A 24,726-nucleotide genomic window follows, 5' to 3' on the forward strand; every position below is an offset into this window, starting at 1 on the left:
TCCCGGATAATCGATCCGATGACTTCTCCAGCGCCCAAGCCCGCCGGCGGTCACCGTCTGACGGTGCCGCCGGGATTCGCGCCACCCCCGTTGGGCGGGAACCGCGCCAGAAGCGACCTCACCACGACGATGACGACGATCACCACCGATCTGGCCGAGATCGGCGGTCTGCTCACCCCTGGTGAGGATCTCTCCGACCTCCAGCTGATCGCCGACAGCCTGACCGCGCTGGCCGGCTTCGAGATGGCCACGATCAGCGTCGCGCGACCTGACGACCACCTCCACATGGTGGTGGTCTCGGGCCAGGAGTCCGCTCGCGCCGACCTGCTCGGCATCGTCACACCGATCGAGCGCCTCGAGGCCGAGCTCGCCCGCGCCGACGACTGGGGCATCTTCAAGTTCGTGCCGGCCGAGCGGCTGGATCCCTCCGCCGATGTGTACGGCTGGATCCCGACGATGACGACGATCGACGCCGCCGGCGCCTGGAACCCGCTGGACCTGCTGGTCGCGCCGCTGCGCGACGACGACGGCAAGCTCCGCGGCACCCTGATCGTCGACATCCCGACCGACGGCCTCCGCCCCAGCCCGGAGAAGCGCGCCGTGCTCAACCGGCACGCGGTGCAGGCGCAGCGCGCGATCCTGCTCGCCCTGGAACGTGAGGAGCTCTCCGAGCAGGTACGCCTCGCGGAGGCCGCCCGCGACGTCATCCGCCGAGCCGGACGCGAGCTGGACCCCGACGAGATCCTCAACTCGCTGAGCACCGGGCTTGTCGACGTGCTCGACCTGACCGACTTCTGGCTCCACATGTCCAAGCCGGGTGGCCGCGGCATCCGCACCAAGGTCTACCGGGAGGACTTCAAGCTCCCGATCGAGGACCTGACCAGCCCGTTCATGGTCGAGTACGGGCAATACCTCTGGGACCAGCGCAGCGTCACCGTCCAGACCCCCGAGGGCGCCGAGCGGCTGCCCCACCCCGACCCGGAGATGCAGCAGCTGATCACCGAGTGGATCCGCCACTACAAGGTCGGCTCGATCGTCGGGGTCCCGATCGGCTCCGGCCAGACCTGGTACGGCGCGATGCTCCTCGCCCGCGGTCCCGACAAGCCCCACTGGAGCGAGCTCGAGCTGATCACCGCCGCCGACCTCGGCCGCGACTTCGGCCGCGTGGTCCACAACTCCAGGGCCTACCTGCGCCAGCGGGCCGCGGTCGACTCCCTGCGTGAGCTCGAGGCCCACAAGAGCCGGCTGATCGCGACGGTCGCCCACGAGCTGAAGAACCCGCTCTCCGCGTTCCGGTGGAACATCGAGTCGCTGCCCTACGCGGAGTCCGAGGAGGAGTACGCCGAGGTGCTGACCGCGCTCACGCGCAACCGTGACCGCACCGAGAAGATCGTGGCGGACCTGGCGATGCTGTCGAAGGTCTCCGACCCCGACCACCTGCCACCCACGGTGCCGATCCAGGTCGCCCAGGTGCTCGAGGAGGTCCACAGCCAGCTCAGCGCCGAGATGCCCACCAGCGACGTCCACGAGCTCGTCTTCGAGGTGCCGTCCGACGACGTCTACGTGACCTTGGCTCCGGGCGATCTGGACCGAGTGGTGATCAACCTGGTCACCAACGCGATCAAGTACAGCCCCGAGGGTGGTCAGGTGATCGTGAGCACGCGGACCAGCCCTGGCTGGTTCGAGCTCCGGGTGACCGACCACGGCCTCGGGATCTCGCCGGAGGACCAGGATCGGCTCTTCACCGAGTTCTTCCGTTCGACCAACCCCACCGCCCTCAAACAGCCGGGCACCGGACTCGGGCTGACCATCGTGTCGCGGATCGTCAGCCGCCGCGGCGGACTCATCTCGGTCGACTCGACCCCTGGCGCAGGAAGCACATTCCGTGTGACGCTGCCCATTGTTTAACCTTACGAACAGGTGACGGGATGCGGATTCCATCTCGGCGGAGAACTCATGACCAGTACGCCCTCAGAGGGTTCGGACGTGCCAGACGGCGCCTCCGAGGCGTACCCGACCCCGGACCCGGGTCTGCAGCTGATCGCGGAGGGCGTCACGGAGCTGGTCGGCTTCGGCGCCGCCGTCATCAACATCCGTCGAGGTGACGAGTTCGAGATCGTCGCGGCGTACGGGGACGAGACCGGCCACACCGTAGACGGCGAGATGACCGTGGCCGAGATGCTGGGCACCCGGTTCCCGGTCTCGGTGGTCACGGACCTGCTGGACATGTCCGTCGACTGGGGCGACATCAAGTTCATCCCGCACGAGCAGAACACCATCGGGCAGGCGGAGGGCTACTGGATCCCCGACACCGACGAGAACGTCCTGAAGAACCCTCAGGACTGGCACCGTCTCGACGAGCTCCTGGCACCTTTCTACGACGAGAACGGCGAGCTCGTCGGCGTACTCTCGATCGATCGCCCGACCAACGGTCGCCGCCCCGGTCGCAGGCAGCAGCGGATCCTCAACCGGTTCGCCCGCCAGGCCAGGCGAGCGGTGCTGCTGACCCTGCAGCGCGAATACCTCGAGGAGCGGGCCAACAACCTGATCGAGGCGCAGAGCTTCCTGCGCGAGGCCAACTCCCAGCTCGGTCTCACCGAGGTGCTCGAGGCCACCCAGGAGGCGATGAGCCGAGGTCTCGACGCCGACGGTCTCTACGTGCAGGCCAAGGACGGCGATGGCGGCACCGTCGCGTACGCCTCCCCCGGCGTCCGATGGAACCGCAAGGAGCACGCGCTCGCCGGCGCGCAGTCTTACCAGAGCACCCGGCTGTGGGACAAGGGCGAGCACGCCATCGTCGACCGCAACCTGCTCCAGCAGCTGATCCGCGGCGGCGAGCCGGAGCGGCGGAAGTACGCCAAGATCGGTCTCGAGTTCCTGGACTCGGTCGGGGCCGACTCGCTCCTCGTCGTACCGATCGGGGTGGAGACGACGGCGCTCGGTCACCTCGTCCTGCTGCGCGGGGCGGGACGCCCCCAGTGGACCGACACCGAGGGACGGCTCGCGATGGAGTTCGGTCGCGATTTCGGGCGCATCGTGCTCACCTCCAACGCCTACACCCAGGAGCGCGACCTCGCCCAGCGACTCGCAACCGCCGACAGAGTCCACAGCCGGCTCATCGAGTCCGTCGCGCTGGAGCTGCACAGCCCGCTCACCGCCCTCACCACCGGCATCGACGCCCTGCGTCACGAGGACCGCGGATCGTCGACCTGGTTCCAGCAGGTCGGCAACCTGATCAGCCGGTCCGACCAGCTGGTCGCCATGGTCGACGATCTGCTCCTGTTCTCCCGCTTCTCCGACCCCTCGTCCCGGCCGACCCGGACCTACGTCGATCTGGTGTCTCTCCTGCAAGAGATCTTCGAGCAGAGGACGTACGAGTCCGAGAAGCGCGGCATCGAGGTGAGCATCGACGTGCCCGCTCACAGCATCCAGGTGCTGGGCGATCGCAGCGAGATCAAGGCGGCGGTCCTCCGGCTGGTCGACAACGCGCTCGTCTACACCCATCGCGGCGGGCACGTGCGGCTCTACATCGTGGAGAGTGCGAGCGAGGCGGCGATCTCGGTGACCGACAACGGCGTCGGCATCCCGGCCGCCGAGCAGCTCCAGGTCTTCACCGAGTTCTACCGCGGCACGAGCCAGGCGATCGGCGGCCGGAAGGGTGTCGGCCTCGGGCTCAGCATCGTCGACCGGGTCGCACGCCGCCACGACGGCCGCGTCACGCTGCGCTCGGAGCCCGGCACCGGCACCCGCGTCTCGCTGGTCATTCCGTTGGCCACCGACGCCTCGATCTAGAGATCGCGCGGCGCGCAGCCATACCTGCGCCATCTATTGTTAACCGAACGTCACAATCTGGTCGAGACGTCGCTCTACCCCTGCACAGGATGGGCGATTCATGCAACACTCCGTGGTGCCAAGGTCCTCAGGACTGCCACGCAGTTGCAACACCTGCCCTGACCGACCTACCCGAGAGCAAGGATGCCCCCACCACAGTCAGTCGAAGCCCTCGACGTGCCCCAGCGTACGTCGAGCAGGCAGTCGTCGTCTGTGTCGCTCTCCGCCGTCGACCCTGCTCTGCAGATGATCGCGGAGGGCATCTGCGAGCTGCTCGGCTTCGGCATCGCGGCGATCAACGTGACCCGAGGTGACGAGCTCGAGGTGGTCGCGGTCCACGGTTTCACCAGCGGCCTGAACGCGCACGGCCAACGGGAGTCGGCCGAGGAGATCCTCGGCACCCGATGGGCCCTCGCCGATCTGCGCGGCAACCTGTCCCGCGGTGAGAACTGGGGCGCGTGGCGGTTCGTTCCCCAGGAGCGGGTGAACCTTCATGAGGGCAGCTGGATCTCCACCAACAACATGATCGACGCCCCCGACGCGTGGCACCCCCACGACATGCTGATCGCGCCGATCATCGGCGACGACGGCTCCATCCAGGGCTGTCTCTCGGTGGACATGCCGGTCAGCGGACGACGGCCGGACTTCACCCAGCGCCGGGTGCTCAACCGGTTTGCGAAGCGAGCCCAGCGGGTCGTGCTCGGCTACCTCGAACGCGAACGACTCTACGAGCGCGCCGCGAACCTCGAGACCGCCAAGGAGTTCCTGCGCGACGCCAGCTCCAAGCTCAGCCTCGCCGACGTGCTCGACGCCAGCCATGACGCGCTGGTCCGCGGCCTGGGGGCCGACGGGATCTGGATGGCGACCAAGGGTCCAGGTCACCAGATGGTCGTGCATGCGACCCCCGGCCTCGACTGGGAGCCGGAGCCGGACCTGGCTGCGCTCACCGCGAGGAACACGTCCCGATACTGGGCGGAGGGCACCTACTCGATCCTGTCCCGCCAGCAGATCAACGGTCCCTCGGACTGGTACGAGAAGGCCGCTGTCGTCGACAGGTTCTTCAGGACCCTGGGAGCGGACAGCGCCCTGGTGGTGCCGGTCGGGGCCGACCACGAGTGGCTGGGCCACATCGTCCTGCTCCGCTCGCCCGGGCGACCCGTCTGGAGCGATGCCGAGGGCCGGCTGGCGCTGGAGCTGGGCCGCGACTTCGGACGTATCGTGCTCACCGCCGACGCCTACACTCAGGAGCGCGACCTCGCCCGGCGGCTCGCCGAGGCCGACCGCGAACGCAACCTGCTGATCGAGGCCGTCGCTCGCGAGCTCAGGATCCCGGTGAACGCCCTCGGCACTTCGCTGAACGCGCTGTGCGCCGAGAAGGTGAACACCTTGCCCTGGATCGTCCAGGTGGAGACGCTCACCGTACGCAGCGCCCAGATCGAGGGCATCGTCAGCGACCTGCTGCTCCTCTCCCGAATACGTGACCCAGCCAACGCCCCCGGCGAGACCACGATCGAGATCTCCGAGATGCTCGACGACGTGCTCGACGAGCTCGATCCCGACAGCGCGCAGAAGGACATCGAGTGCGTGCTGACCACACCGACCGGACCTGCGTACGTCGTCGGTGACCCGCGGGAGCTGCGCGCGGCCTTCATGCATCTGGTGAAGAACGCGCTGACCTACAGCCATCGGGGCTCGCGGGTGCAGGTGATGCTCTACAGCGCCGGCAACGAGGTCACGATCATCGTCGCCGATGCCGGTGTCGGCATCTCCGACGAGGAGCAGGCGAAGGTCTTCGAGCCGTTCTACCGAGGCACCAACTCTGCGCTGGGCGGTTCGCGCGGAGCTGGGCTCGGGCTGACGTTGGTCGAGCTGATCACCAGGCGTCACCACGGGCTGGTCGAGCTCGACTCCCGGCCCGGTGAGGGCACCCGGGTGGCGCTGACGCTGCCTGGCGTCTAGTGGCGCGTCCCGGAAGTTCCTAGGCGCTTCGCGCCGCCATGGCACGCGCCTCGCGGCGTTGGCGCCGCTCGGAAGACGCCCGGTATGACTTCGCGACGCCGCCTTGCGATGCACGCACCCTGACGACGCCAAGCATCCAGGAACTTCCAGGACACACCACTAGCAGCGCGTACGGATGTTCACCGAGTCACCTCGGTGAGCACACGCTGCCTTCGCGGAACTCCGCGAAGGCAGCGTCACTCCACCGAGGTGACTCGGTGAACGATCAGCTTCCCAGCTTCTGGAGCAGCAGCGCCTCGGCGACGACGACGCGTCGGAACTCGGCGAGGTGGAGACCCTCGTTGGCGCCGTGGGCACGGGTGTCGGGGTCCTCGACGCCCGTCACCAGCACGCTGGCGTGCGGGAACGCCTCGAGGAACTCCGCGATGAACGGGATCGAGCCGCCCACGCCCATGTCGATCGGAGCGGTGCCGTCCCAAGCCTCGGTGAAGGCGGAACGAGCCGCGTCGTAGGCCGGCCCGGTCGCGTCCAGGGCGATCGGCTCACCGGTGTCGACGACCTTGGTGGTCAGCTCGGCGCCCCACGGGATGTGCTTCTCGAGGTGCTTCTGCAGGGCAGCGACGGCGTTCTCGCCGGAGTCGCCGGGCGCGATCCGGATGGTGACCTTGGCGCGGGCGCTGGGGGCCAGCGTGTTCGAGGCGCCGTCGACCTTGGGCGCGTCCAGACCGGTGATGGTGATCGCCGGCTGCGTCCACATCCGCTCGACGGCGCTGCCCTTGCCGACCCACTGCAGGCCGGCGATGGCGCCGGACTCGGCACGGAGCCGCTCCTCGGGGTAGTCGACGTCCGCCGCCTTGCCGGAGACGAGCCCCTCGACCGCCGGCGCGCCGTCCTCGTCCCAGAGGGTGTTGAGGAGGCGGACGAGCGCCATGATCGCGTCGGGGGCCAGACCGCCCCACATGCCGGAGTGGACCGCGTGGCCCAGGGTGCGGAGCTCGACGTCGACCCGGATGAGGCCGCGCAGCGACGTGGTCAGCGCCGGGACGCCGATGTCCCAGTTGCCGGAGTCGGCGATGACGATGACGTCGGCCCTCAGCTTGTCCTGGTACTTCCCGAGCAGCTCGGGCAGGGTCGCGGAGGCGACCTCCTCCTCACCCTCGATGAAGAGACGAACGGTGACCGGCAGGTCACCGTTCTCGTCGAGGCTGGCCAGAGCCCGGACCGCACCGATGTGAGCGGCGATGCCGGCCTTGTCGTCGGCCGCACCGCGGCCGTAGAGGCGGTCACCGACCTCGGTGGGCTCGTAGGGCGGGGTGTTCCAGTCGGCGTGGTCGTTCTCCGGCTGGACGTCGTGGTGGGCGTAGAGCAGCACCGTCGGGGCTCCTTCGGGGCCCTTCTTCTCACCGACGACGGCCGGCGGAGCACCGTCGAAGGCGCGCACGATCTCCACCTTGAACCCCTCGGCAGCGAAGAGGTCGCGGGTCTTCTCCGCGCTCTTCTCGACCTCGCTCAGGCGCGCCGGGTCCGCGCTCACGGACTCGATCCGCACCAGATCCTCGAGGTCCTTGCGGATGCCGGGGAACAGGTCGTCTACCCGGGCCTTGATGTCTTCGGTGGAGTGGGTCATGAGGCGAGGTTATCTGGGAGGGGACCGGCGGCGTAGTCCGGTAGCGAACTGCCTATTACCAACGGGTATATGGGCAGTTCGCTACCGGACTACCCCGACGCACACCCATTACATCACCCGATTCCTCAGAAACCGGTCTCGTTCTACGGCGCTCAGGGCTCGCCGCTGTTCGACGGTGTGGGTGGGGGTCCACCATCTAGGTGGGTTGATCGTCCAGCGGCGATCGGCCACCGGGGTGCGGCGCGCCCGGGAGCGTGCCTCAACGGTTCGGCGGAGGAAGCCGCTCGGGTCAAGGAGATCGCGGGAGACCATGGTGACGTACTCGAGGCCCGCTGCACGGAACAGGCCTTCGCGTTGGATGTCGATGGCACGTCGCTTGCCTTCCAGGTGCAGCTTGCCGTCGTACTCCCCGACGAGGCCGGCCTCGAGATCGAGCACATCCGGAGTTCCGATATGGCGACCTTCGAGATCGAAGACCGGCCGATTGCACACCAGAGCGGTGAGCCCGAGATCGATCCGCCAGAGGAGCCGCAGGTCGACCTCTGTCGGCGACCAGACGTTCTCGTCCGCCAGCTCGATCGCCTCGCGAGCCAACCCGACACCGGTCCAGCCGTTCAGGGTCGCTACGTATGCCGCAGCCTCGACCGTACTGACCTGATCGCTTGCCAGCGCCAGATCGAGCCACCGCACCGCCTCGCGTACGTCCGCGGCGTACCGCATCTCGAAGGCGATCGACCTGGCGGGGTTCGTGATCGGAAGTCCGTCGACCCAGCAGCGTTCTCGAGGCGGCATCCGCTCGGCCGAGATGGCCAGGCCTGACCGGGCGAGGATCTTGTGACCGTACGTCGCCAACGTCACCGGTCGGCCCTCCCCCATCCCCGCGAACCACTTCGCACCGACCCACGCATATGCCGCCCACCCGGTGACCGCGCCGAGATTTGGCAACAGGACGGCAGCTTCCAGCACTCTCTGCTGCGCATCGCCCGGGTCAGCACTCGCCGGGACATACAGCCCGCGCCAGACCCGCCTCCAGTTGCGGCCACGACTTTGCCGGGTCGTCGGCCCTGTCCTCCCAGCGGGATCAAGGCCCACAGGCATCACCACATGAGGCCGTTCATCCGACCATCTCCGCGGCTCGAAGTGCCGCGCACGCTTCATCATGGCCCAAGCATGTGCGACACGCCTGTCGATGACACCCGCTTACCCACAAGCCTGTGGATAACCCATCGCATAGAAGGCGGGGTAGTCCGGTAGCGACCTGCCTATTACTGACGGGTATATGGGCAGTTCGCTACCGGACTACCCCGCCAACAGCGGCAGGTACGCCGACAGGTCGGTGCGTTCTCCTGAGGCGCGGACGCGGGCCTGGTCGACGGCCTCGGGCCAGGTCAGCGCGCCGGTAACTAGGGCGATCCAGGTGTCCGCGTCGGTCTCGATCACCGCCGGCGGGGTGCCCCGGGTGTGCCTGACGCCTTCGATGCACTGCACCGCGGCGTACGGCGGGACCCGGACCTCGACGCTCCTGCCCGGGGCGCGCTGCTCGAGCACGGCGAGAAAGTGCTTGGTGAGGAGTCGCAGATCGGCCTTGGAAGGCTCCTCGGTGCGTACGCGATCCAGAGCGTCGGCCACGTCAGCGGCGGCGGCGGGCTTGAGTCGAGCTGGCACGTCGCCACCTTATCTGCGGCAGTTGCCCACCGCGCGGGCGCGCGACCACTACGCTCCGTGACGTGGGACTGGAGAGGCTCGAGTCGGCGATGGTGCTGACGACCGTGGAGACCCTGCACGGACGAATCGCAGCACGCTTCCCCGACCGTGGCCTGGTGAAGGTCGCCGAGGAGCTGGGCGGTCTGATCAGGGATTCCGCCGGCGCTGGAGAGCGACTCCGGCGGCGGTTGCTCTGGACGCGCGCGGTCTCCCGCCTGCTGATCCTGCTCGTTCTGGCGCTCGCGCTCGGCGCGATCGTCTGGGCGCTCGCGACGGCGCTCGGCGACAAGACGCTCACCGGCGTCCAGTGGCTGCCCCTGATCGAGAGCACCGTCAACGACCTCATCTTCGCCGCGGTCGCGATCTTCTTCCTCTATACGATCCCAGAGCGGCTGCTCCGGTCGCGGGCGCTGAAGCTCCTGCACCGGCTGCGTTCACTGGCCCACATCATCGACATGCACCAGCTCACCAAGGACCCCGAGAGGCTGCGCACCGGATTCACACCGACGTCGGCCAGCGTCCGGTTCACCCTCGATGCCGACGAGCTGACCCACTACCTGGACTACTGCTCCGAGCTGCTCAGCCTCGTCGGCAAGACCGCAGCACTGTGCGCCGAGGACTCTCAGGACAACGTCGTGCTCAACACGGTCAGCACGGTCGAGGGCCTCACCGTCGACCTCTCCAGCAAGATCTGGCAGAAGATCCAGGTCGTCGGGGAGCTGCGCGAGGACCAGCCCTCCGCTTCCGCGTAGGTCACCGCATGGTCTCCCGCATCGAATGGTCGATCCTCGCCGTCGACACCGGCTCCGGTGAGGTGATCGTCGAGTCCTCCCCGGACCTGCTGCTGCCGACGGCCAGCGTCGGGAAGCTCTTCCTGCTCCACCACCTCGCCGAGCTGCTCGACGACGACCCGTCGCTGGGACGGCTGATGCTGCGCAAGGACGGTGTCGCTCCCGTGGCCGACAGCGGGCTGTGGCAACACCTCGACGCCTCCGCGCTGAGCCTGGCCGACTGTGCCCGCCTGGTCGGTGCGGTCTCGGACAACCTGGCCACCAACGTGCTCCTCCACCACGTCGGTCTCGACCCGGTCCAGGCCGTCGCGAGACGGTTGGCCCCGGGCCGGTCGATGCTGAACGACTCGGTCCGGGACGTGCGGATGCCGGATGACCCGCCGGTGCTCTCCGTCGGCTGTGCCGCCGACTGGGCGGCCTACTTCCGTACGCCGCACCCGACCGTCCTGTCCTGGCTGGCGCCGTCCGCGGACCTGTCGATGGTCTCCTCCGCCTTCGGCCTGGACCCGCTGGCTCACTCCCAGCCCTCCCCCACCGATCCGGCCGGCCAGCCCCAGGTGTGGAGCAAGACCGGCACCGACGACGGCGTCCGCGCCGAGGTCGGGCTGCTGGACGTCGGTGGCCGGCAGGCGGCGTACGCGGTCATCTGTCGCTTCGACGGCGAGGTCGTCCCGGTGCTGACCCGGATGCGGGCGCACGGCACGCTCATCCTCGACGCACTGCGTGACGGCTGAGAGCGTACGATCCAACTCCCGGTCCGGCAGGGTAGGAGACCAGTTGTTCAGCATCGACCTCGGGAACGGCGCGGAGATCGTCCTGCGTGACCGATCGACCGACTTCGCCGTCCACAAGCTCATCAACGCGAACCTCGACCACCTACGCGAGTGGGAGCCGTGGGCGCACGGCCAGCAGACCATGCTCAGCGTCGCCGGGTTCGGCACCTACCTGCTCGACCAGTGGGTCAAGGGCGAGGCGATCCCGTGCGTCATCCGCCAGGACGGCCAGGTCGCCGGCGCCACCACCGCGCGGATCAACCTCTACGAGAAGTCGGCCACGATCGGCTACTGGCTGGGCGAGGCATACGAGGGCCGCGGCCTGATCACCCGGGCCGTCACGGCGCTGCTGGACATGCTCTTCGACGAGTACGAGATCGCCCGGGCGATCATCGACACCTCGGTCATGAACAAGCGCAGCCGGGCGGTCGCCGAGCGCCTCGGGTTCACCCACGAGGGCACCATGCGCGGTGCCCAGGCCTACCCGGGTGGTCGCCGCGACCTGGTGGTCTACGGGCTGCTGCGCGAGGAGTGGCTGGCCCGCTCAGGACGTGACGGCGCCTGAGCGGACGAATCGCTCCCCCGCCCGCTTGACCATCTCGGCCAGCTCGGCGGGCTGCTCGACCGTGAACTCGGCATCGACGCCGGCGAGGATCATCATCGGCCAGCCCAGGTCGTCGGCCTGCATCCGCATCCGGCAGCCGCCTTCGGCGGCCTCGACCTGGCCCCAGCGCCCCACGTGCCGTGCGACCACGTCGGCCTCGGCCTGGACGTGGACGCAGATGTCGTGGGCGGCAGACCGGGAGCGGATCCCGGCCTGAACGTATGCCGCCGCGTCCCCGCCGGGGATCTCCCGCGGGCGGAAGATCTGGCCGGTGGTCGTCGGGTCGCTGACCCGATCGACCCGGAACGAGCGCCAGTCCAGACGGACCCGGTCATAGGCGAGGAGATACCAGCGGTTGCCGAGCGTCACCAACCGGTGCGGCTCGACGCGACGCCGGGTCGGCTCGGCCTCGGGCGCCTGGTAGGTGAAGGTCAGCGCCTCGTCGTCGCGGCAGGCCTGCGCCAGGACACCGAGAACTCCGGCGTCCAGCGACACCCGGCCGCCCCACGGGATCGAGTCCGTCTGCGAGGTGACCGCGTCCATCCGCCGCCGTAGCCGCGGCGGCATCAGCGCGACGACCTTTCCCAGCGCCTGGGCCGAGGTCTCCCCCATCCCGGCCACCGGGCCGGCGGCGGCCGTGCGCAGCCCCACCGCGATCGCGACCGCCTCCTCGTCGTCGAGCAGCAGCGGCGGAAGCGCGTTGCCGGCACGGAGCTGGTAGCCCCCAGCAACCCCGCGGGTGGCGTCCACGTCATAGCCGAGGTCTCGCAGCCGCTCGATGTCGCGGCGCAGCGTGCGTTCGCTGACCTCGAGGCGTACGGACAGGTCCGTGCCGGGCCAGAAACGGTGGGTCTGCAGCAGCGAGAGAAGCTGCAGCATCCGGGCGCTCGTGCTCATGAGAACGACCCTAGGCGTCATTGCGGTCAATTCATGACCTGATTGCCCAGGACCCCGACGGTGAGCCTGCACGACGGCCGGCTCGCCCCCTCCTCGAGCCGCCCGCCGCCGCGCTTTGTCTCTTACCCACTCGTCGGGCTTCTAAACCGGTTAGCAGAAGAAACTTTCGAAAGCGGTCAGAAACTGACCGGATTCTTTCAGATGCTTGAGCCATGACGAACCACACCAACCAGCAGCCGGTGATCAGCGCTCGAGGGCTGACGAAGCACTTCTCTAGAGGCAAGAAGACCGTCGAAGCGGTGCGCGGCCTCGACCTCGAGATCCACCGGGGCGAGCTCGTCGCCTTCCTCGGTCCCAACGGAGCCGGCAAGTCGACCACGCTGCGGATGCTGACCACTCTCATCCCGCCCACCTCCGGCACCGCAGAGGTCGCCGGCCACGACGTCGTCCGCGCCCAGGGGGCCGTCCGGCGCTCGATCGGCTACGTCGGCCAGGGCAACGCCGCCGCGTACATCCAGCGCGGACGCGACGAGCTGATGTCCCAGGCTCGCGCCCACGGCATCCCGCGCGCTGCCGCGAAGGCCCGCATCGACGAGCTGCTCTCGGCCTTCGATCTGCAGGAGTACGCGGACCGCACGGTCCAGACGCTGAGCGGAGGCCAGCGGCGGCGTCTCGACATCGCGATCGGCCTGCTCAACCATCCCGAGGTGCTGTTCCTCGACGAGCCGTCGACCGGCCTCGACCCGCAGAACCGCGCCAACCTGCAGGACCAGATCCAACGGCTCCACGACGACGGCACCACGATCGTGCTCACCACGCACTATCTCGAGGAGGCGGACGCGCTCGCCGGCCGGGTGATCGTCATCGACCACGGCCTGGTGATCGCAGACGACACCGCCTCCAGGCTCAAGGAGAGGCTCGGCGACCTGCTGCTCCTCACCTTCGGCACCGAGGGGGATGCGACAGCCGCAGCCGCTCGCGCGGAGTCGGGGCTGACCGGCCCGACCGTCGTCGAGCGCACGGGCACGCAGGTCTCGATCCGGAGCCCGCGCGGCGCCGACACCGCCCCGGCGCTGGCCATCGACCTGGCGGCCCACGGCACACCCGCGATCCGGATGGAAGTCCGCACCCCCACCCTCGACGACGTCTTCCTCGACCTGACCGGGCGCAGCCTGCGCGAGTCGGCCGAGTCCGCCAGCAACACCCAGACCGAAGGAGCAGCAGCATGACCACCCTCACCGTCCAGACCGCCCAGGTCCAGCGCACCACCCGATCGCTCAGCAGGCCGACCGGGTTCCTCACCGACACCTGGACCGTGCTCGTCCGCGAGCTCACACCGAAGCTGCGTCAGCCGGCCTCGATGCTCTTCGCGATGATGCAGCCGCTGGTCTTCCTCGCTCTCTTCGCACCGCTCCTGCCCGATGTCGAGAACGGCAGCGCGCTGCAGTGGTTCGTACCGGGCATCGTCGTCATGACCGCACTGATGGGCGCCTCGATGACCGGCGCCGACCTGAGCGCGGAGATCCGATCCGGCTCGCACGAACGACTGCTGGTCTCACCTCTCTCCAGGCCGTCGCTGCTGGTCGGGCGGGCCTTGAAGGAGGTCGTCCCGGTGCTGGTCCAGACGGCGGTCATCCTCGTCGTGGTGACCCCGTTCAGCTTCGACCTCCACCTCGGTGGGGCTCTGGTCGGATCGGTCATCGTCTCGCTCTTCGCCATCGGCCTCGGCGCGCTCAGCTTCGCCCTCGCCACCGCGGCGAAGGAGCAGGACTGGGTCTTCTGGACGGTCCAGCAGATGCTGATCTTCCCGCTGCTGCTCCTCTCCGGCGTGCTCCTCCCCCTCGACGGCGCCCCCGGCTGGCTGCGGTTCCTCAGCGACATCAATCCGATGACGTACGTCGTGGAGGCAGCCCGAGCGCTCTTCGCCGGCCAGTTCCCGGCCGATGTCGTCATCAGCGGCTTCGTCGCGGCGACGGCCGTCGCCGTGGTCGGCGTGCTCGTCGGCGTACGGACCATGGAGCGGTCGAGCTGAACCGGTCGAGACACTTGACCTCAAGTTCACTTTAGCTTCCAGACTGGGCGCATGACTCCCAGACCCCGCACGGCTCCGAGCCCGACAACGATCGTGCTCACCGTCATCGCCGGCACGGTGATGATCCCGATCGACATCACGATCGTCGCGGTCGCGATCGCCCGTCTCTCCCAGGAGACGGGCGCTTCGCTGCCGGTGATCCAATGGGTGGCCACCGGCTACACGCTCGCGCTGGCGACGGTCATCCCGGCCGCGGCCTGGGCGATCAGCCGGTTCGGCGCCCGCCGGGTGTTCTTGACCGCGATCGTCGTCTTCACGATCGGCTCCGGCCTCGTCGCGACGTCCTGGAACGTGGAGTCGCTGATCGCGTTCCGGGTCCTGCAGGGGCTCGGCGGCGGCTTCGTGATGCCGGCGGCGATGACCCTGACGCTACGCTCGGCGCCCCCGGCGGAGCGGGGTCGGCTGATGGCCCTGATGGGCCTGCCGGTGCTGATCGGCCCGGTCTTCGGGCCGGTGCTGGGCGGCTGGCTGCTCGACACGATGTCGTGGCGCTGGATGTTCCTCATCAACCTGCCGCTCGGGCTGCTCGGCATCATCCTCGGGCTGCGCAACCTCCCGCGCCTGGACAGCGGACCGAGCGCCCGCCTGGACGTGCGCGGCCTGCTCCTGCTTCCTCCCGCGATGGCGCTCCTCGTGCTGGGCACCTCGTTCGCCGAAGGGACGCTTCTCTCCGCAGAGGTGCTGGTCCCGATCGGAGCCGGGATCATCCTCGTGGCGCTCTTCGTCCGGCACGCCCTCCGCACCACCGCACCGCTCCTGGACATCAGACTCCTCAAGCGTCGCCTGACCGGCGGCAGCGCCGTGCTGCTGTTCTGCTTCGCCGGTGGCTACTTCGGCTCGATGATCCTGGTGCCGCTCTACTGGCAGGTCGTCCGAGGCGAGTCCGCCACCACCGCCGGTCTGCTGATGGCTCCCGCCGGCATCGCGGCCGGGATCATGATCCAGGTCGCCGGCCGTCTCATCGACCGCTTCCCGCCGCTGCCGGTGATCGGCTCGGGCATCGTGGTCTCCACCCTCGGCTTCGCGGCCCTGGCGCTCCAGCTGAGCGCGGATGCGCCCATGCTGGCACTCGCCACGACCCACGCCATCGCGACCGCGGGCGCCGGGTTCGTGATGCTGCCGACCATGACCATCGCCACCCGCTACCTCGAGGACAGTGCCATCCCCGCCGGCTCGACGATGATCAACGTGTTGAACCAGGTCGCCACCGCACTGTGCACAGCCGGCGTCTCGGTGCTCCTGGCAGCCGCGCTCTCCGCGCGCCTGCCCGGACTGGGCAGCGACGGCATCGGTGCGCTCAGCTCCGTGTCGCCTGGCGAGCTCGAGGCCGTCGCGCCGCTGGCCGCCGAGGCCCTGCAGGTCGCGTTCTGGCTCCCGGTCACGATGATGGCGGTCTCGGCCGTGATCGCGTTCGTCGTCTTCCGTCGTTCGCCGTCCGCCGGCTCCATGCCTGTCGACAGCCGTCAGCCCGTGGCTGCGGCGGTCGCCGATTAGTAGCGGTTGCCCGGATACGGCTGGCCGAAGTCCGGGCGACCTGGCCGACGCTGGACGGGACGACCCTGAAGGGGACGGCCGGGGTTGGGCCTGCGGGGGTCGGGTCTGCCGGGGACGGGGCGGGCGGCGGGATAGGCCTGGCCTCGTTGGGCCGGGCCGCCGGGGTAGGGCCCGGCCCGCCGGACAGGTCGGGCGGGGAGGGCATCCTGCTCGCGCCGGCGCCGGCGTCGGCGCCGAGCCAGGAACAGGGCCGCGAGCAGCCCCAGCCCGGAGAGCGCGAGCACTCCGACGGCCATCTCGACATAGCCGATCCCGAACAGCCCGCTCGCGGCCGGCGCCGGGCCCTTCGAGACGTCGGTGAACGTCACCGGGCCCGCCGTCTCGGAGTCGCCGTACGCCAGGGCGTCGGCCGACTCGGACGGCGACGCCGAAGGCGACCCGGAGGGCGACGCCGATGACGACTGCGACGCGGAGGCGGAGGCGGAAGCAGAGGGCGTACGCGACGGAGCCGGCGCCGCGGTCGCCGACCGCTCGGTCCGCGGGGTCTGACGAGGAGTAGGTGACTTGGTCGGCGCCTTGGTCGATGCCGGCGCCCGCGGGGAGGGCTTGGGCTGCGCGGTCGGCCGCACGCCCGGTGGGTACTTGGCGAAGACCTGCACGCCCCAACTGGTGCCGTCGACCACGACGAAGGCGATCCCGATGTGGGTGTAGTCGCCCAGGATGTTGGCCCGGTGCCCATCGGAGCTCATCCAGCCCCGGTGCATCGCGGCACCGGTCCGGTAGCCCTGGGCGACGTTCTCCCCGACCCCCTGCCACCCTTCCGGCACCTGCTCGGCGAGATCAGGATTGTGCGAGAGCGAACCGTCGGCGGCGATCTTGCGAGCCCACTTCCTCGCCAGCGCGTCGAGGGCGGAGTCGCGCGCGAGCGGTTCTCGACCGGCGTCGGCACGCGCGGCGTTCGCCAGCCGCTTGATCGTGCCGCCCTCCCCCGCGGACGCCGGGCCAGCGCTGAGCAGCAGCGCAGCTGTCGCGAGCAGCAGGGCGAGGACACAGGACACGAGGCGATGCATGTGGGGGAACATCCCCGCCAGGGTATCGACCTTTACTCGGGCCCGCTGCGCGCGATGTGGGCCTTCTCGATCAGGCCAGCGCGTCCCGCAGGGTCGAGCGCCAGACGCCGGTGAGCTCCTCGAGCGGGATCTCGACGGTGCCGCCGTCGTAGGAGATCGAGTACGCCGCACCGCCCGTCACACCGAGCTGCGTCGCAGCGACCCCGTGGCGCTCGGCCAGCGAGGTCAGCCGCTCGACGTCGGCGGTCTTCACGGTGACGACCGCGCGGGCCACCGACTCCGAGAAGAGCGCGACGAACGGGTCGCCGGCGAGCGTGACCGAGACACCGATCCCCGAGGACATCGCCGGCTCGGCGAGCGCCTGCATCAGGCCACCGTCGGAGAGGTCGTGGGCGGAGGTGACGAACCTCGCCTCCAGCAGCAGCTCGGCGAGTGCCTTCTCGGCAGCCAGGTTCACCTTGGGCGGCAGGCCACCGAGGTGGCGGTGCACGACGTGGGCCCACTCCGAGCCGGAGAGCTCCTCGTGGGTCTCACCGAGCAGGACGACGACCTCGTCGGCGGCCTGGAAGTCCGAAGGCGTACGCGTGGTGACGTCCTCGATCACACCGAGCGTCGCGACCACCGGCGTGGGGTGGATCGCGGTCTCGCCGGTCTGGTTGTAGAGGGAGACGTTGCCGCCGGTGACCGGGATGCCGAGCTCGAGGCAGGCGTCCTTCAGGCCGCGGGTCGCCTCGGCGAACTGCCACATCACGTCGGGATCCTCCGGGGACCCGAAGTTGAGGCAGTCGGAGATGGCCAGCGGCTTGGCGCCGACGGAGGCCACGTTGCGGTAGGACTCGGACAGCGCCAGCTGGGCGCCGGCGTACGGGTCCAGCTTGGCGAAGCGCCCGTTGGCGTCGGTCGCCAGCGCGACACCGAGGTTGGTCGACTCGTCGACGCGGATCATGCCGCCGTCGGCCGGCTGGGAGAGAACGGTGTTGCCGCGGACGTAGCGGTCGTACTGCTCGGTGATCCAGGACTTGTCGCAAAGGTTCTCCGAGGCGACCAGCTCGAGGATCGTCGAGCGGAGCTCGTCGGCCGAGGCCGCGCGCGGGAGCTTCTCGGCGACGTCGGCCTGCAGCGCGTCCTGCCACGACGGGCGGGCGTAGGGGCGCTCGTAGACCGGGCCGTCGTGGGCCACGGTGGTCGGGTCGACGTCGACGATGGTCTCGCCGTGCCAGTCGACGCGCAGCCGGCCCTCGCCGGTCACGGTGCCGATCACGGCCGCCTCGACGTCCCACTTGGTGCAGATGTCCATGAAGGTCGCCTCGTCCTCGGGCGCGATGACAGCCATCATCCGCTCCTGGGACTCGCTCATCAGGATCTCCTCCGGAGCGAGCGTCGAGTCGCGCAGCGGCACCCGCTCGAGGTGGACGTGCATGCCGCCGTCACCGGCAGCGGCGAGCTCGGAGGTGGCGCACGAGATGCCGGCCGCACCGAAGTCCTGGATGCCGCGCACGATGCCGGCGGAGAAGAGCTCGAGGGTGCACTCGATCAGCAGCTTCTCCATGAACGGGTCGCCGACCTGCACGCTCGGCCGCTTCGCGGGGCCGTCCTCGTCGAACTCGACGCTCGCGAGGATCGAGGCGCCGCCGATGCCGTCGCCGCCGGTGCGCGCGCCGTACATGATCACCAGGTTGCCGGCACCGCTCGCCTTGGCGAGGTGCAGGTCCTCGTGGCGCAGCACGCCGACGCAGAGGGCGTTGACCAGCGGGTTTCCGAGGTAGGAGGCGTCGAAGACGGCTTCACCACCGATGTTGGGCAGGCCCAGGCAGTTGCCGTAGTGGCCGATGCCGGACACGATCCCGGGCAGGACACGGTGGGTGTCCTCCTCGGCCAGCGGGCCGAACCGGAGCGGGTCCATGACGGCGACCGGACGGGCACCCATCGCGAGGATGTCGCGGACGATCCCACCGATGCCGGTCGCGGCGCCCTGGTGCGGCTCGACGTAGGAAGGGTGGTTGTGCGACTCGACCTTGAAGGTCACCGCGTAGCCCTGGCCGACGTCGAGCACGCCCGCGTTCTCGCCGATGCCGGCGAGCATCTTGCCGGCCGGGGTCTCCTGCGGGATCTCGCCGAACTGCTTCAGGTGGACCTTGGAGGACTTGTAGGAGCAGTGCTCGGACCACATCACCGAGTACATCGCCAGCTCCGCACCGGTCGGCCGGCGGCCGAGGATGCGCTTGATCTCGGCGTACTCGTCCTCCTTCAGACCGAGCTCGGCCCAGGGCTGCTCTCGGTCTGGGTCACCGGCAGCGTGGTGCACGGTGTCCAGGAGCGGAAGATCGGACGCAACGGCAGCGGACGAAGTCTCGGTCACGGGCAGAAATCTACGTCAGAAGTGCCTGATCCCCCGAGTCGTCACCCCGGATCCGATCATCTGGGCCGTCCGCGCCACTCCCGCAGGTCGCGGATCTCGCCGAACTCCTCGAGGGCTGCCCGGGCGACCTCGGCGTCCCCGGCGTACGCCGAGACGCTCCAGCCGTGGCCCTCGACCATCTCGGCGGTGATCCAGGTGGCTTCGCCGTGCGGGGTCGGCAGCCGGCGCGGACGCCAGGAGAGCGACATCGCCCCGTCGGTGCGCTGCTCGACCCTCGGGGTCGAGCCGGTGGCGTCGTGCTTCTTCCGACCGGTCTGCCACTCGCCCCAGTGGGCGTAGTGGAGGTGGACCTGCTCGCCGCGCCAGGACATCGAGCACTCGACGAAGAGATCACGCGCGCCGGCCTCACGGCGGGAGCACTCACCGCGCCGGACAGCGTCGTCGTGGCCGGGAAAGACCCACCTCAACCCTTCCACACCGCGTGGGTCCGGACAGCGGGTCAGCGAACCGGACCCGTTCCCGTCCCAGCAGACGTAGGGCGTGTTGGTCCGTTCGGTGGTCGAGCTGACCTGGTCGGCGACCGCGAACGGACCGACCACCTCGCCGCCGTGGGCGACATGGATGATCCCGGCGACCGCGAGCGCGAGCAGGACGGTGATCGCGAAGAGGACGGGCGTGACCCGGTCACGTCGCTTCTGCACAGGCCCCACCCCCTAGCAGTTCGTCCTTTACCAAGGTAACGCCGCAGCGCGGCTTTGGTTAGGGCCAATAAACCAGGGACCAAGGTCCCTCCACGTCCGCCAGCCGAGATCCCTGACCACCCAGCAGGCAGGCATCTAGTCTTCTATCTATAGTTATTCGCTAAAGAAAGGCTATATAGTGTCCTCTCCCACCAAGCTCAGCCGGCGCCACCTCCTGGCCACTGGGGCCGGTACGGTCGCCGCGACCGGTCTCGCCACCCCCGCCAACGCCGCCACCGAAGAACCGTTCAAGGCCCGCAAGGTCGATCGCCCGAGGCGCAGGCCCAACCTCCTGGTCATCCTGGGCGACGACCTCGGCTGGGCCGATCTGTCCGCCTACGGCGCCCCCGACATCGAGACGCCCAACCTGGACCGGCTGGCAGCCTCGGGCGTGCGGTTCACCGATGCGTACTCCGCCTCCGCGGTCTGCTCTCCCACCCGCTTCGGCCTCTACACCGGGCGCTACCCCGGCCGCCTGGCAGGACGTACGCGAGCAGGCTGACCTGGCCCGGAGGCGCCCCGAGGATCTGGCGAAGCTCCGTGCGGCCTGGGAGAAGATCGACGACACCCTGCTGGCGTACCCCTGATGTACGCCCGGCGATCTGATGTCAGGTCAACCAAACAGCGTCGTCTGCGCGAGTCCTCCGGTGTCGATGTGGCTGTTGTGACTAACGTGACGAAACTATGGGGGATTTCATCAGGATCAGGTACGTCAGACGGGCACTCGGCGCCAGCTTGATCGCCGGCGTCATCGGGGTCGCCGGGCTCGCCGTGCCCAGCCCGGCGGCCGCGGCCAACCCGGTCACACCGGGCAGCTTCACCGGCTTCGGCTTCGACCAGTGCGAGGCGCCGTCGCAGATGGCGATGGACCGCTGGTGGAAGCACTCCAACTTCGGCGCGGTCGGCATCTACATCGCCGGCAACTCGCGCGGCTGTCGCAAGCAGACGAACCTCAGCGCGACCTGGGTGCGCAAGCAGCAGGCGCGCGGCTGGCGGTTGCTGCCGATCACGCTCGGGCCGCAGGCGTCCTGCAACCCGCAGTTCCCGCGCTACCGCGACGACCCGCGGATCAGCGCCAGCTCGACCAAGCAGTACGCCGCGGCCAAGCGCCAGGGCATCAGCCAGGCCAACGCGACCGTGGACGCCGCCAAGCGCTACGGCATCGCCGCCGGAAGCACGATGTTCTACGACCTCGAGGGCTTCGACACCGGCAACAAGCGCTGCCGCGAGTCGGCGATGTGGTTCGTCTCGGCCTGGAGCCACCGGATCAAGAAGCTCGGCTACCGCCCCGCGATGTACTCGAGCGCGGCGTCCGGGGTCAAGGCGATGTACGCCGTCTGGAAGGCCCAGCCCCGCGGCTTCGTCTACCCCGCGGACCTGTGGATCGCCGACTGGGACGGCCGTGCCAACACCTCCACCAAGTACATCCCCAACAGCCCCTGGAATCCGCACCGCCGGGTCAAGCAGTACCGCGGCCCGCACAAGGAGACCCACGGCGGCGTCACCATCGAGATCGACTCCAACTATGTGGACCTCGGCCGCGGCTCCTCCGCCCGTCGGGTCACCCACTGCGGCGGCGTGCCGGTCAGCTTCACCAGCTACCCCGACCTGAAGCCGCGGACCAGCTCGTACACGCCCTCGCCGATCTACACGAAGGCGCTCGAGTGCATGCTCCGCGAGCGCGGGAGCTTCAGCGGCCCCATCGACGGGACGTACGACGCGGGGCTGGTCAGGTCGATCAACGCCTGGCAGCGCTCGCACGGCCTGGCGGTGCGCAAGACCTGGACCAGAGCCGCGTGGAAGACGCTGTGGGCGGCCAACAGCCGACCGCTGCTCAAGCGCGGCTCCGCCGGCGAAGCGGTCCGCGACCTCCAGCGCGCCCTCAACGCCACCTCGGCACCCGAGCGCGCGAAGGTCACCGGCGTGCTCGACCAGAACACCCATGTCGCCCTCGTCGCCTATCAGAAGCGGCTCGGACGGACTCCGACCGGCATGGCCACCGAGGTCACCTGGTACGACCTCGCCCACGGCCGCTGATCCCGAACCGGGTCGGCGGTCGGGCTCAGGCGAACGGTCGGGGTCAGGCGAACGGGTTGGGGAGCGCGCCGGGGAGACCGGCGAGGAGCTCGCGAGCTCGGGCCGCGACCTTGTGCTCGACCAGGACCTCGTACTTCGTCGGCACGATGACCTTGACGCTCGAGAAGTCGCGGGTGCCGCGGGTGGCGGCGTAGCCGATCAGCGACCAGACGAGGCCGAAGACGACGCCGAGGAGAATCGTCGACAGCAGGATGAACAGGAAGTTGTCGTCACCGAAGAGCGACATGATCAGGCCGACGAAGACACCGAGCCACGCTCCGGAGAGGACGCCGGCGAGGGCGACCTTGCTCCAGGTGAGGCGGCCGGTGATCCGCTCGATCTGCTTCAGCTCGGTGCCGACGATCATGCAGTTCTCGACCGGGAACTCGTGGTCGGAGAGGAAGTCGACCGTCTTCTGCGCGGCGGCGTAGTCGTCGTAGGTCGCGAGCGACTGGGGAAACTCCAGCTTCAGCGGGCTCTGCGGGTTGCGGACCGGCGAGTTGAAGGACATGCCCCCAGTGTGCCCGACCGCCGAAGAGTCAGGCCTTGAGCACGCCGTTGGCGATGACGTCGAGCATGGGACGTACGTCCTCGGGGGCGAGCGAGGAATGGTCGGCCATGGTCGCGACGCCGCCGAGGAGGCGGCATACGTCGAGGTTGTCGACACCCTCGCGCAGCACGCCGTTGTCGGCCATCTCCGCGAGGACACTCTCGTTGGCGTCGGCATAGGTCTGGCACTTGGTGCGCAGCGGGGAGTCCTGGCAGCCCAGGGACGCCGTGATCTTGGCGGCAGCGCCCTGGTGGCGGGTCAGCAGAGCGACGTACTCCTCGAACCAGGCGAGCAGCTTCTCCCGGCACCCGCCCTCGGTCGCCATCGCCTTCTCGACCTGGCCGGCGACCTCCTCGATCCAGGTCGCCATGATCGCCTCGTGGAGCGCCTCGCGAGTGGGGAAGTGACGGTAGAGGGTGCCTGGACCGACGCCGGCACGCCGGGCGACCTCGTCCAGGGGCGCGTCCAGACCGCGCTCCTTGAAGACCTCGTGGGCGACCTCGATCAGCCGCTCGCGGTTGCGCTGCGCGTCGGCTCTCATCCGGACCTCCTCAGTGGCTACCGCGGGCTGCGGGGGCCTCAAGTTAACAGCAGTCTGCGCCGCAGCATTCAAATGCATTGCTAACCGGAGACTCCCTCCGCTAATCTCGATCAAGCGGAGCATGCCTCCGTTTCACTGTACTCCTCCTCCGTCTCCAACAGGAGCTCTTGAATGACATCCACCGTGGCACCACCCAAGCCACCTGCGGCCACCAAGGCCGCCGGCGCCGGGATCGCCCTGGTCCTGGTCGCCCAGCTGATGATCGTGCTCGACTCGGCCGTCGTGAACGTCGCACTCCCCCGGATCGCCGACGATCTCGAGTTCACCCCGGCGGCACTCACCTGGGTGCTCAACGGCTACTCCCTGGCCTTCGGCGGCCTGCTGCTGCTCGGCGGTCGCCTCGGCGACGTCTTCGGCAGGCGGCGTACGTTCGTGGCCGGCCTCGCCGTCTTCACCCTCTTCTCCTTGGCCGGCGGCCTCGCGCCGACCGACGACCTGCTGGTCATCTCCCGCGCGTTGCAGGGCTTCGGGGCCGCGATCGCCGCGCCTCAGGTGCTCGCACTGCTGACCACCTCCGCGAAGGACGAGGCCGGTCGCGCCAAGGCGATCGCACTCTTCGCCGCGGTCTCCTCCAGCGGCGCCTCGATCGGGCTGATCCTCGGCGGCGTCCTGACCGACATCGCGTCGTGGCGCTGGACGCTGTTCATCAACGTACCGATCGGCCTCGTCGTGCTCGCCCTCGTCGGCCGCCTCGTCTCCGAGACCGCACCGCGACCGGGACGCTTCGACATCGTGGGCGCGGTGACCGCCACCGGCGGCGCCGCCGCGATCGTGTGGTCGCTGATCGGCGCCCCCGAGCACGGCTGGACCTCCGCGCGCACCGTCGGCGGCATCGTCGTCGGCCTGCTCCTGCTGGTCGTCCTCGTGCTCACCGAGCGTCGGGTCGCCCACCCGCTGCTGCAGCTCCACCTCTTCGACAGCCATCGCCGCGTCGCCGCCTTCATCGCAGCGATCGGGTTGGTCGGCGCCCAGTTCGCGACGTTCTACCTCACCGTGATCTACCTGCAGGGCGCGCTGGGTCTGGGGCCGCTCGCCTCCGGCCTGGCGTTCCTGCCGCTGACCCTGATGATCTTCGCGATGTCCCGGGTGGCGCCTCTGATCGCGGCCCGGATCGGGATGCCCGGGGTGCTGGTCCTCGGCGCCACGGGCCTGACCGGCTCGTTCGTGTGGCTGAGCACGCTCACCGAGACCAGCACGTACGCCGGCGCCGTCCTGGCCCCGTTCCTCCTCAACGGCGCCTTCGCCTCCCTCGTCTTCACCTCCACCACGGCCCTCGGCTTGGAGGGAGTCGACGCCGCCCACGCCGGCGCAGCCTCGGGCCTGGTGCAGACGATGCAGCAGCTCGGTGGCGCCATCGGTCTGGCCGTGATCGCCTCGGTCTACGTCGCCAACGGCACCCCCGGCGAGGCCGTCCCGGGCATGCGCGAGGCCTTCTACGCCGCAGCCGCCCTCGGCGCAATCGGGATCATCGCCGCACTGACCGTCGTGCTCCGGCGGCCGTCCAGAACGCCTTCGTACGTCACCGGGCCGGCGGCGGTCGAGGTCGACTGAGTCACAC

Annotated in this window: 21 protein-coding genes; 12 read left to right on the plus strand and 9 right to left on the minus strand. The window is 69.4% G+C overall.

Annotated elements, in window-relative coordinates; translation table 11 throughout:
- The first annotated feature begins 18 nt into the window (after nucleotides 1–18).
- From BJ988_RS21370 to BJ988_RS21380, 3 genes are all read left to right on the plus strand, one after another.
- Nucleotides 19–1,908, plus strand: a complete 1,890-nt coding sequence (locus BJ988_RS21370; protein ID WP_179659911.1) for a sensor histidine kinase — start codon at nucleotides 19–21, stop codon at nucleotides 1,906–1,908.
- A 48-nt stretch (nucleotides 1,909–1,956) separates the two neighbouring features.
- Nucleotides 1,957–3,792: a sensor histidine kinase gene (locus BJ988_RS21375; protein WP_179659912.1), complete on the plus strand. Its 1,836-nt coding sequence runs from the start codon at nucleotides 1,957–1,959 to the stop codon at nucleotides 3,790–3,792.
- 183 nt (nucleotides 3,793–3,975) lie between these two features.
- Nucleotides 3,976–5,790, plus strand: coding sequence for a sensor histidine kinase (locus BJ988_RS21380; RefSeq protein WP_179659913.1), 1,815 nt, complete (start codon nucleotides 3,976–3,978; stop codon nucleotides 5,788–5,790).
- A gap of 265 nt (nucleotides 5,791–6,055) precedes the next feature.
- Here the strand turns inward: BJ988_RS21380 and BJ988_RS21385 are convergent, their stop codons facing one another.
- The 3 genes from BJ988_RS21385 to BJ988_RS21395 all read right to left on the minus strand — a co-directional run bounded on the left by BJ988_RS21385 (nucleotide 6,056) and on the right by BJ988_RS21395 (nucleotide 9,082).
- Nucleotides 6,056–7,417 (minus strand): dipeptidase, encoded by a 1,362-nt coding sequence (locus BJ988_RS21385; RefSeq protein WP_179659914.1) that lies wholly within the window; start codon nucleotides 7,415–7,417, stop codon nucleotides 6,056–6,058.
- 108 nt (nucleotides 7,418–7,525) lie between these two features.
- Nucleotides 7,526–8,362, minus strand: coding sequence for a hypothetical protein (locus BJ988_RS21390; RefSeq protein WP_179659915.1), 837 nt, complete (start codon nucleotides 8,360–8,362; stop codon nucleotides 7,526–7,528).
- A gap of 354 nt (nucleotides 8,363–8,716) precedes the next feature.
- The gene (locus BJ988_RS21395; protein WP_179659916.1) at nucleotides 8,717–9,082 is read right to left on the minus strand and encodes a sterol carrier family protein; all 366 of its coding nucleotides are present in this window, start codon (nucleotides 9,080–9,082) and stop codon (nucleotides 8,717–8,719) included.
- Nucleotides 9,083–9,144: 62 nt separating this feature from the next.
- Between BJ988_RS21395 and BJ988_RS21400 the strand changes: the two genes are divergently transcribed.
- Genes BJ988_RS21400 through BJ988_RS21410 form a run of 3 tightly spaced genes read left to right on the plus strand, consistent with a single transcriptional unit; the run spans nucleotide 9,145 to nucleotide 11,250 of the window.
- Nucleotides 9,145–9,873: a hypothetical protein gene (locus BJ988_RS21400; protein ID WP_179659917.1), complete on the plus strand. Its 729-nt coding sequence runs from the start codon at nucleotides 9,145–9,147 to the stop codon at nucleotides 9,871–9,873.
- 8 nt (nucleotides 9,874–9,881) lie between these two features.
- Nucleotides 9,882–10,646 (plus strand): serine hydrolase, encoded by a 765-nt coding sequence (locus BJ988_RS21405; protein ID WP_179659918.1) that lies wholly within the window; start codon nucleotides 9,882–9,884, stop codon nucleotides 10,644–10,646.
- Between the two features lie 43 nt (nucleotides 10,647–10,689).
- Nucleotides 10,690–11,250 (plus strand): GNAT family N-acetyltransferase, encoded by a 561-nt coding sequence (locus BJ988_RS21410; protein WP_179659919.1) that lies wholly within the window; start codon nucleotides 10,690–10,692, stop codon nucleotides 11,248–11,250.
- On the opposite strand, the gene BJ988_RS21415 is transcribed toward BJ988_RS21410, so the two are convergent.
- On the minus strand, nucleotides 11,230–12,186 hold the full coding sequence (locus BJ988_RS21415) for a helix-turn-helix transcriptional regulator (RefSeq protein WP_179659920.1): 957 nt from the start codon (nucleotides 12,184–12,186) through the stop codon (nucleotides 11,230–11,232). The genes BJ988_RS21410 and BJ988_RS21415 overlap by 21 nt on opposite strands.
- A 212-nt stretch (nucleotides 12,187–12,398) precedes the next feature.
- Between BJ988_RS21415 and BJ988_RS21420 the strand changes: the two genes are divergently transcribed.
- The 3 genes from BJ988_RS21420 to BJ988_RS21430 are packed head-to-tail and all read left to right on the plus strand — an operon-like array spanning nucleotide 12,399 to nucleotide 15,772.
- Nucleotides 12,399–13,415: an ATP-binding cassette domain-containing protein gene (locus tag BJ988_RS21420; protein ID WP_179659921.1), complete on the plus strand. Its 1,017-nt coding sequence runs from the start codon at nucleotides 12,399–12,401 to the stop codon at nucleotides 13,413–13,415.
- On the plus strand, nucleotides 13,412–14,218 hold the full coding sequence (locus BJ988_RS21425) for an ABC transporter permease (protein ID WP_179659922.1): 807 nt from the start codon (nucleotides 13,412–13,414) through the stop codon (nucleotides 14,216–14,218). The genes BJ988_RS21420 and BJ988_RS21425 overlap by 4 nt, the downstream gene beginning before the upstream one ends.
- A gap of 51 nt (nucleotides 14,219–14,269) precedes the next feature.
- Nucleotides 14,270–15,772 (plus strand): DHA2 family efflux MFS transporter permease subunit, encoded by a 1,503-nt coding sequence (locus tag BJ988_RS21430; protein WP_179659923.1) that lies wholly within the window; start codon nucleotides 14,270–14,272, stop codon nucleotides 15,770–15,772.
- On the opposite strand, the gene BJ988_RS31085 is transcribed toward BJ988_RS21430, so the two are convergent.
- The 3 genes from BJ988_RS31085 to BJ988_RS21445 all read right to left on the minus strand — a co-directional run bounded on the left by BJ988_RS31085 (nucleotide 15,769) and on the right by BJ988_RS21445 (nucleotide 19,902).
- Nucleotides 15,769–16,842: a CAP domain-containing protein gene (locus BJ988_RS31085; RefSeq protein WP_179659924.1), complete on the minus strand. Its 1,074-nt coding sequence runs from the start codon at nucleotides 16,840–16,842 to the stop codon at nucleotides 15,769–15,771. The genes BJ988_RS21430 and BJ988_RS31085 overlap by 4 nt on opposite strands.
- A 70-nt stretch (nucleotides 16,843–16,912) precedes the next feature.
- On the minus strand, nucleotides 16,913–19,201 hold the full coding sequence (purL, locus tag BJ988_RS21440) for a phosphoribosylformylglycinamidine synthase subunit PurL (RefSeq protein WP_179659925.1): 2,289 nt from the start codon (nucleotides 19,199–19,201) through the stop codon (nucleotides 16,913–16,915).
- Nucleotides 19,202–19,257: 56 nt separating this feature from the next.
- Nucleotides 19,258–19,902 (minus strand): hypothetical protein, encoded by a 645-nt coding sequence (locus BJ988_RS21445; protein ID WP_179659926.1) that lies wholly within the window; start codon nucleotides 19,900–19,902, stop codon nucleotides 19,258–19,260.
- Nucleotides 19,903–20,080: 178 nt separating this feature from the next.
- On the opposite strand from BJ988_RS21445, the gene BJ988_RS31440 reads away from it, so the two are divergent.
- Nucleotides 20,081–20,443 carry a sulfatase family protein gene (locus BJ988_RS31440; RefSeq protein ID WP_343051722.1) on the plus strand — a complete coding sequence of 121 codons (363 nt, stop codon included), beginning with the start codon at nucleotides 20,081–20,083 and terminating at the stop codon, nucleotides 20,441–20,443.
- Nucleotides 20,444–20,625: 182 nt separating this feature from the next.
- Nucleotides 20,626–21,978, plus strand: a complete 1,353-nt coding sequence (locus BJ988_RS21455) for a glycoside hydrolase domain-containing protein (RefSeq protein ID WP_179659927.1) — start codon at nucleotides 20,626–20,628, stop codon at nucleotides 21,976–21,978.
- 43 nt (nucleotides 21,979–22,021) lie between these two features.
- Here BJ988_RS21455 and BJ988_RS21460 read toward each other — a convergent pair whose 3' ends face one another.
- Together BJ988_RS21460 and BJ988_RS21465 are read right to left on the minus strand one after the other, a co-directional pair.
- Nucleotides 22,022–22,528, minus strand: coding sequence for a YflT domain-containing protein (locus BJ988_RS21460; RefSeq protein ID WP_179659928.1), 507 nt, complete (start codon nucleotides 22,526–22,528; stop codon nucleotides 22,022–22,024).
- A gap of 28 nt (nucleotides 22,529–22,556) precedes the next feature.
- Nucleotides 22,557–23,108: a TetR/AcrR family transcriptional regulator gene (locus tag BJ988_RS21465; RefSeq protein ID WP_179659929.1), complete on the minus strand. Its 552-nt coding sequence runs from the start codon at nucleotides 23,106–23,108 to the stop codon at nucleotides 22,557–22,559.
- 171 nt (nucleotides 23,109–23,279) lie between these two features.
- Between BJ988_RS21465 and BJ988_RS21470 the strand changes: the two genes are divergently transcribed.
- Nucleotides 23,280–24,719 carry an MFS transporter gene (locus tag BJ988_RS21470; RefSeq protein WP_179659930.1) on the plus strand — a complete coding sequence of 480 codons (1,440 nt, stop codon included), beginning with the start codon at nucleotides 23,280–23,282 and terminating at the stop codon, nucleotides 24,717–24,719.
- Nucleotides 24,720–24,726 lie beyond the last annotated feature (7 nt).

The organism is Nocardioides panzhihuensis (assembly GCF_013408335.1).
Lineage (GTDB): Bacteria > Actinomycetota > Actinomycetes > Propionibacteriales > Nocardioidaceae > Nocardioides > Nocardioides panzhihuensis.

What these genes read in the sequence shown, in the direction of transcription:
- BJ988_RS21405 (WP_179659918.1), top strand. Translation starts at nt 9,882, where the DNA reads ATGGTCTCCCGCATCGAATGGTCGATCCTCGCCGTCGACACCGGCTCC.
- BJ988_RS21385 (WP_179659914.1), bottom strand. Translation starts at nt 7,417, where the DNA reads ATGACCCACTCCACCGAAGACATCAAGGCCCGGGTAGACGACCTGTTC.
- BJ988_RS21380 (WP_179659913.1), top strand. Translation starts at nt 3,976, where the DNA reads ATGCCCCCACCACAGTCAGTCGAAGCCCTCGACGTGCCCCAGCGTACG.
- BJ988_RS21465 (WP_179659929.1), bottom strand. Translation starts at nt 23,108, where the DNA reads ATGAGAGCCGACGCGCAGCGCAACCGCGAGCGGCTGATCGAGGTCGCC.
- BJ988_RS21460 (WP_179659928.1), bottom strand. Translation starts at nt 22,528, where the DNA reads ATGTCCTTCAACTCGCCGGTCCGCAACCCGCAGAGCCCGCTGAAGCTG.
- BJ988_RS21455 (WP_179659927.1), top strand. Translation starts at nt 20,626, where the DNA reads ATGGGGGATTTCATCAGGATCAGGTACGTCAGACGGGCACTCGGCGCC.
- BJ988_RS21470 (WP_179659930.1), top strand. Translation starts at nt 23,280, where the DNA reads ATGACATCCACCGTGGCACCACCCAAGCCACCTGCGGCCACCAAGGCC.
- BJ988_RS31085 (WP_179659924.1), bottom strand. Translation starts at nt 16,842, where the DNA reads ATGCATCGCCTCGTGTCCTGTGTCCTCGCCCTGCTGCTCGCGACAGCT.
- BJ988_RS21420 (WP_179659921.1), top strand. Translation starts at nt 12,399, where the DNA reads ATGACGAACCACACCAACCAGCAGCCGGTGATCAGCGCTCGAGGGCTG.
- BJ988_RS21370 (WP_179659911.1), top strand. Translation starts at nt 19, where the DNA reads ATGACTTCTCCAGCGCCCAAGCCCGCCGGCGGTCACCGTCTGACGGTG.
- BJ988_RS21430 (WP_179659923.1), top strand. Translation starts at nt 14,270, where the DNA reads ATGACTCCCAGACCCCGCACGGCTCCGAGCCCGACAACGATCGTGCTC.
- BJ988_RS21425 (WP_179659922.1), top strand. Translation starts at nt 13,412, where the DNA reads ATGACCACCCTCACCGTCCAGACCGCCCAGGTCCAGCGCACCACCCGA.
- BJ988_RS21415 (WP_179659920.1), bottom strand. Translation starts at nt 12,186, where the DNA reads ATGAGCACGAGCGCCCGGATGCTGCAGCTTCTCTCGCTGCTGCAGACC.
- BJ988_RS21375 (WP_179659912.1), top strand. Translation starts at nt 1,957, where the DNA reads ATGACCAGTACGCCCTCAGAGGGTTCGGACGTGCCAGACGGCGCCTCC.